We start from the raw sequence: 6,584 nt of genomic DNA on the forward strand, positions 1-6,584 counted from the left end.
AACGTTCCCGGAGAGCGAAGGCCCACCCTGAGGAGCCGTCCATGTCCACGCACGAGCTGTACACCCACGCCCCCGACGAGACCACCTGGCAGATACCGGCGACCGGCGCGGCCCGCTTCAGCTGGGAGTACGACGAGGGCCGCGCCCAGCTGCTCGCCCTCTACCAGAAGGGCAAGGACAAGCAGTGGGACGGCGCCAAGCGCATCGCCTGGGATCTGGAGGTCGACCCGTACGACCCCCTGGGCACCCCCGACGAGTCGATGTCGCTCTACGGCACCCGCCACTGGGCGAAGATGACCGAACGGGACAAGGGCGAGCTGCGCAGGCACTACGCCTCCTGGCAGTTCAGCCAGTTCCTGCACGGCGAGCAGGGCGCGATGGTGTGCGCGGCGCGCATCGTGGAGTCGGTCCCCGACCTGGACGCGAAGTTCTATTCGGCGACCCAGACCATGGACGAGGCGCGGCACGCGGAGGTCTACGGCCGCTTCCTGCACGACAAGGTCGGCATGCTCTACCCCATCAACGACAACCTCCAGTCGCTGCTCGGCGACACCCTGCGCGACTCCCGCTGGGACATGCCCTACCTCGGCATGCAGGTACTCATCGAGGGCCTCGCGCTCGCCGCCTTCGGCATGATCCGCGACACGACGGACAAGCCGCTGCCCAAGCAGATCCTCGCGTACGTCATGCAGGACGAGGCGCGGCACGTGGCCTTCGGCCGCATGGCCCTGCGCGACTACTACAAGCAGCTGTCGGACAAGGAGCTGCGCGAGCGCGAGGAGTTCGTGATCGAGGGCTGCTATCTGATGCGCGACCGCCTGCGCGGCGTCGAGGTCCTGGAGAACTTCGGCATCCCGAAGGCGGAGGCCGAGGAGTACAGCGAGAACTCCGAGTTCCTCGCCCTCTTCCGGCAGTTGCTCTTCAGCCGCATCGTGCCGTGCGTCAAGGACATCGGCCTGTGGGGCAAGCGCCTGCAGGAGGCGTACGTCGACATGGGCGTGTTCGAGATGGGCAACGCCAACCTCGACCAGCTGATGGCGCAGGACGAGGAGATCGCCGAGAAGCTGGACGCGGAGCGGTTCGCGGCGGAGGAGGGCGAGCGGGTGGCGGAGGTCGAGGACATGATCGCCTCGGGCGACGCCCGGAACCCCTGAGGTCCCCTGCCGTGTGATGGAGACGGATGCCCTGCTCTCTACGACCCGTCGAGCACCGCCTCCATCACCGCCTTCGCGACCGGCGCCGCGCTCCCGCCGCCGCTGATGTCGCCCCGGTCCGCCGCCGCGTCCTCCACGACCACCGCCACCGCCACCGATGGCTGGGCCTCGCCGGATTTCTGGGCCCAGGAGATGAACCAGGCGTACGGCGTGCCGGAGTTGTCGATGCCGTGCTGGGCCGTGCCCGTCTTGCCGCCGACCGTCACGTCCGGGATCGCCGCGTTGCCGCCGGTGCCCTCCTCGACCACGTCGGTCATCAGCTCCCGCAGCTGCATCGCCGTGGCCGGATTCATCGCCTGGTGAAGGGAGTTGGTGCCGGTGTTCCGCACCACGTCGCCGTCGTCGGTCGTGGTCTCGTCCACCAGGTGCGGGGACTCGACCTGGCCGCCGTTCGCCACCGCCGCGGAGACCATCGCCATCTGCAGCGGCGTCGCCCGCGTGTTGAACTGGCCGATCGAGGAGAGCGCAAGCTGCGCGTCGTCCATCGACGTGTCGAAGTTGCTCGCCGCCACCGATGACGGGATCTCCAGGCCGCTGTCGTTGAAGCCGAAGTTCCGTGCCGTGCCCAGCATGTCGCCCAGGCCGGTGTCCGCGCCCAGCTTGGCGAAGACCGTGTTGCAGGACCACTCGAAGGCGTAGCGCAGGGGCGCGTTCGTGCAGCCGTCGACCTCGTTCGTCAGCTGCGTGCTGGTGCCGGGCAGCGTGTAGGGATTGGGCGACTTGGTGGCGGCGTCCAGGTCCGTGACCGTGCCCGCGTCCAGAGCGGCCGCCGCCGTCACCACCTTGAACGTCGAACCGGGCGGATACGTCTGGCGGATCGCCCGGTTCAGCATCGGCTTGTCGGCGCTGCCGTTCAGCGCCGCCCAGGACCTCGCCACCGACCCACTGGTGCCGGAGAGCCGCTCGGGATCGTACGAAGGGGTGCTGACCAGGGCGAGGATCTTCCCGGTCGACGGCTCGATCGCGGCGACCGCCCCCTTCCTGCCGCCGAGCCCCGCGTACGCGGCCTGCTGCGCCGCTGCCTTGATGGTGGTCCGCACCTGGCCGCCGGGGTTCTGGGCGCGGCTGATGTCGTTCCACAGGGGGAGCGGGGCGAGCATCGGGTCGGTGCCGGAGAGGATGTCGTCCTCGGCGTTCTCCAGGAGGGTCGTGCCGTAGACCTGCGAGGCGTAGCCGGTCACGGGGGCGTACAACGGGCCCTTCTTGTACGTCCGTTCATAGCGGAGCTGCTCCCCGGTGTCCTTGGATCCGGTGACCGCGCGGCCGTCGACCATGATGTCCCCGCGGGGCTGGCCGAAGCGGGCGATGGCCTGGCGGCGGTTGGCGGGGTTCTCGTCGAAGTGCTCGGACTGCACGACCTGGACGCGGGTCGCGTTCACGAGCAGGGCGATGAGGAGCAGCGCGCAGAACGCGGCGGCATGGCGGATGTACCTGGTCACGCGCCCTCCTCCGCGGATTTCAGGGGGCCGACCGGCTGGGAGCGCGCCGAGTCGCTGACCCGGATGAGCAGCGCCACGATGATCCAGTTGGTGACGACCGACGAGCCGCCCTGCGCCAGGAAGGGCATCGCCATGCCGGTCAGCGGAATGAGCCCGGTCACCCCGCCCGCGATCACGAACACCTGGAGCGCGACGATCGAGGCGAGCCCGACCGCGAGCAGCCGTCCGAAGGCGTCCCGCAGGGCGAGCCCCGCCCGATAGCCGCGCTCCACCAGGAGCGCGTACAGGAGGAAGATCGCGGCGAGGCCCGCGAGGCCCAGCTCCTCGCCCGCCGTCGCCAGGATGAAGTCGGACTTGGCGGCGAAGCCGATGAGGATGGAGTGCCCGAGCCCGAGCCCGGTCCCGAGCATCCCGCCGGCCGCGAAGGCGAAGAGGGACTGGGCCAGTTGGTTGGGCCCCTCGCCCGCGTCGATGGAGGCGAAGGGGTGCAGCCAGTCCTCGACCCGGCTGTGCACGTGGGGTTCGAGCGAGCCGACCGTGTACGCCCCGACCCCGGCGAGCACCAGGCCGACCGCGATCCAGCCGGTGCGTCCGGTGGCGACGTACAGCAGGATCACGAAGAGCCCGAAGAAGAGCAGCGAGGTGCCGAGGTCCCGTTCGAGGACGAGGACCCCGACGCTCAGGAGCCAGATCGCGACGATCGGGCCGAGCACACGGCCGGTCGGCAGCTGGAGCTTCGTCAGCTTCCAGACCGTACGGCCGGTGTAGGCCAGCGCGTTGCGGTTGGCGGACAGATAGCTGGCGAAGAAGATCGCGAGCAGGATCTTCGCGAACTCGCCGGGCTGGATGGAGAATCCGCCGACCCTGATCCAGATCCGGGCGCCGTTCACGGCCGGGAAGAAGATCGGCACGATCATCAGGACAAGCGCGGTGACCACGCAGATGTACGCGTACCGCTGGAGCACCCGGTGGTCGCGCAGGAGGACCACGACGCCGATGAAGAGCGCCACGCCGACGGTGGACCAGACGAGTTGCGTGGGCGCCGCCTCGTCGCCGGGCGTCTCCAGGTCGAGCCGGTAGATCAGGACGAGGCCCAGGCCGTTGAGGAGCACGGCGATCGGCAGGAGCAGCGGATCGGCGTAGGGCGCGCGGAAGCGGACCGCGAGATGGGCCAGGAGCGCGAGCACGCCGAGCCCGGCGCCGTAACCGGCGGCGCCGGGCGGGACGGTGCCGTTCTTGGCGAGGCCGACGTCGCAGTAGCCGTAGACCGAGAGCAGGACGGCCACGACGATCAGGGCGACTTCGGTGCCACGGCGCCGGGGTACGCGAACAGCGGGTACGGACGGGGGCGCCGCTGCTGTTCGGGTCATGCCCGGAACGTAGCAAGCGATAGGCCTCAATGTCCGTTTATGTCACCGTGTGCTTGTGGTGCGTCAGCACCAGCGCGGCGCGGGCCCGATGTTGGCGATGTAGTGCGCGGCGCCCCAGGCCCAGGTGCCGTTGGTGAGCAGGTACCAGCGGTTGTTGCCCTGCACGTGGTCGCCGGTCGTCTTGCAGTAGATGTGCACGACCTTGCCGTACGGCACGCTGCGGATCACGTGGCTGCCCCGGGTGGGGGCGGTGCGCAGCAGCAGGCCGTGCTTGGCGGTGACGCGGCCCTTGTAGATGCGCGGGTGGCTGTTGGAGTTGGCGCCCGCGTCGTCGGCCGCGAAGGCGGGGCCGGTGACGGTGAGGGCGGCGAGCGAGCAGCCGGCGGCGAGTATGCCGAGCCGGGTCCTGGTCGCGGTGGGCCGAAGGGACATGGGGGCCTCCTCTAGGGAAGGGGCGAATGTGGTGCGGCCCGCAGTCCCTTGGAGCATGGGTCATAGGCCGCAATTCACACTAAAATCGGCACGCTGGGCGCGCAAAGGCTCACGCGGCGTCAAACCGCCCGTCAAGCCGCCCCGTCGGGGCATTTGGCACCGCCGCCCGCGGGCTCCTCGTACGGCAGCGTCAGCGTCGCCACCGCCCCGCCGTCCGGCGCGTTCGTGAACGTGAGCCGTGCGCCGAGGACCGCCGTCTGGCCCAGCGCGATCGTCAGACCGAGGCCGTGCCCCAGGGTCGTCCCCTCCGTGCGGAACCGCTGGGGCCCGTGTTCCACCAGGTAGTCCGGGTATCCGTCGCCGTGATCGCGCACCGAGACCACGGGCCCGTCGACGGTCAGCACGACGGGCGCCCGCCCGTGCTTGTCCGCGTTGGCGATGAGATTCCCGAGCACCCGCTCCAGGCGACGCCGGTCGGTCACCACGCAGACATCGCGTACGACGACCAGCTCGGCAGCGACTCCCGAACCTCGCACCGCGCGCTCGGCCAGTGGGGCGAGATGGTGGTCGTCCAGATCGACGCGCTCGCTCTTCGCGTCGAGCCGGGAGATCTCCAGGAGGTCCTCGGTGAGGGTGCGAAGCGCGGCGACCCGGTCGCGCACCAGCTCCGTGGGGCGGCCAGGTTCGAGCAGTTCGGCCGCCGCGTGCAGACCGGTCAGCGGCGTGCGCAGCTCGTGCGCCACGTCCGCGGTGAACCGCTGCTCGCTCTGGAGCTTGCCCTGCAGCGAGGAGGCCATCGTGTCGAGCGCTCCGGCGACGGCCGCCACCTCGTCCTGGTGGCGCGAGGGCTCGCGGGTGCGCGGGTCGTTCACCCGGGCGTCGAGGTCACCCCCGCTGATCCGGCGCGCCACCGTCGCCGTCTGGTGCAGGCGCCGCGTCACGCGCGTCACGGCGAACGCCCCGACCAGGAGCGTCGCCCCGATCGCGAGCACCGATGAACCGAGGATCGCCCGGTCGAGTCCGTCGATGGTGCGGGCGCCCTGGGCATAGTCGACGTGGACGGCGATGGCGCGCCGGTCCGTGGCCGGTCCCGCCGCCCACATCGTCGGCCGGGAGTCCTGCGCGGCGACCATCGTCCCGCGCTCCCCGCCCGCCGCGAGCTTCCGCAGCCGCGCGGGCAGCCCCGCCGGGTCGATTCCCGCGCCGGGGCCGAGGTCGTCGCCCGCCTCGTACGCCTTGGTGGCGTCGTCGAGCCGGGTGAGGGCGTGGTCGCGGGCCTGGCCCACGGTCTGGTTGGTCACCGAGACGTGCACGAGCGCGCCGAGCAGCGCGGCAAGCGCGCAGCACATGACGGTGATGAAGAGAGCGGCCTTCCAGGTCAGCGTCGCCGTCCAGGCGGGAAACCGCGGCCCGCGCGGCAGCCGGTGGCTCATGCGCTGTCGCTCGGAGAGGGCACGGGGCGGGCGCTCGCGGCCGGCTCGGGCTTGCGGTCGGGCTTCCTCGACGGCGCGTTCGGGGAGCGCACGATCTCGTCGGTCGTCGGCAGCATGGTCTTGCGGTGGGAGTCCCAGGACCACACGGTGCGGTACTCGTACCCCTGCATGCCGGAGACGGCGCGGACGATCACCTCATGGCCGGCCAGCTCGACACCGAGCACCGCGTCCCCCATGTCCATGATCTGCTTCAACTGCCGCTTCTCCATGGCGTAGGCGCGGATGTCGAGATTCTCGGCGTGCCCCTGGGCCAGCCGGATGCCGACGATGAGGTCGTCCTTGCCGTCCCCGGTGAGATCGCGGTAGTAGGCGTCGAGGACGGGACACTTCTCGGCGTCGGCGTCGGCATCGTCGGGGGCGCCGCCGTCGCACTTCGTCAGCTGCTGGGCGGTCTCCTTGTAGACCTCGTCCGAACGGCTGTATATCCCCGGGTTCTTGTCGAAGTCGGTCGTGGCGACGGTGACCGGATCCACCTTGTGCAGATTCCCGCCCGGTACGTCCACGCCCTTGACCGGCACGCTCTCGACGGTGCCGTAGTCCTCGGCGGGCGCCGACGGGGGCGGCAGCTTCGGCCACAGGCGGGTGGGCGCCTCGGCGGGGGGCGTCGCTCCCGCGCCGCGCAGGTCGCCCGGGTCG

At 70.7% G+C, this 6,584-nt stretch carries 6 protein-coding genes; 1 reads left to right on the top strand and 5 read right to left on the bottom strand.

Features of this window, described 5'->3' with window-relative positions:
- Nucleotides 1-41 precede the first annotated feature (41 nt).
- Nucleotides 42-1,154 (top strand): ferritin-like domain-containing protein, encoded by a 1,113-nt coding sequence (locus ABD378_RS40960; RefSeq protein WP_344530009.1) that lies wholly within the window; start codon nucleotides 42-44, stop codon nucleotides 1,152-1,154.
- 38 nt (nucleotides 1,155-1,192) lie between these two features.
- On the opposite strand, the gene ABD378_RS40965 is transcribed toward ABD378_RS40960, so the two are convergent.
- The 5 genes from ABD378_RS40965 to ABD378_RS40985 form a co-directional block, all read right to left on the bottom strand.
- Nucleotides 1,193-2,653: a penicillin-binding transpeptidase domain-containing protein gene (locus tag ABD378_RS40965; protein ID WP_344530011.1), complete on the bottom strand. Its 1,461-nt coding sequence runs from the start codon at nucleotides 2,651-2,653 to the stop codon at nucleotides 1,193-1,195.
- Nucleotides 2,650-4,023 carry an FtsW/RodA/SpoVE family cell cycle protein gene (locus tag ABD378_RS40970; RefSeq protein ID WP_344530013.1) on the bottom strand — a complete coding sequence of 458 codons (1,374 nt, stop codon included), beginning with the start codon at nucleotides 4,021-4,023 and terminating at the stop codon, nucleotides 2,650-2,652. Before ABD378_RS40970 ends, ABD378_RS40965 begins: the two co-directional genes overlap by 4 nt.
- 63 nt (nucleotides 4,024-4,086) lie before the next feature.
- Nucleotides 4,087-4,455 carry an SH3 domain-containing protein gene (locus tag ABD378_RS40975; RefSeq protein WP_344530015.1) on the bottom strand — a complete coding sequence of 123 codons (369 nt, stop codon included), beginning with the start codon at nucleotides 4,453-4,455 and terminating at the stop codon, nucleotides 4,087-4,089.
- A 131-nt stretch (nucleotides 4,456-4,586) separates the two neighbouring features.
- Nucleotides 4,587-5,888, bottom strand: a complete 1,302-nt coding sequence (locus ABD378_RS40980) for an ATP-binding protein (protein ID WP_344530017.1) — start codon at nucleotides 5,886-5,888, stop codon at nucleotides 4,587-4,589.
- Nucleotides 5,885-6,584: hypothetical protein (locus ABD378_RS40985; RefSeq protein ID WP_344530019.1), on the bottom strand; the 700-nt coding region annotated here is incomplete at its 5' end. The genes ABD378_RS40980 and ABD378_RS40985, both read right to left, overlap by 4 nt.

It is taken from the genome of Streptomyces rectiviolaceus, assembly GCF_039533825.1.
Taxonomy (GTDB): Bacteria; Actinomycetota; Actinomycetes; order Streptomycetales; family Streptomycetaceae; genus Streptomyces; species Streptomyces rectiviolaceus.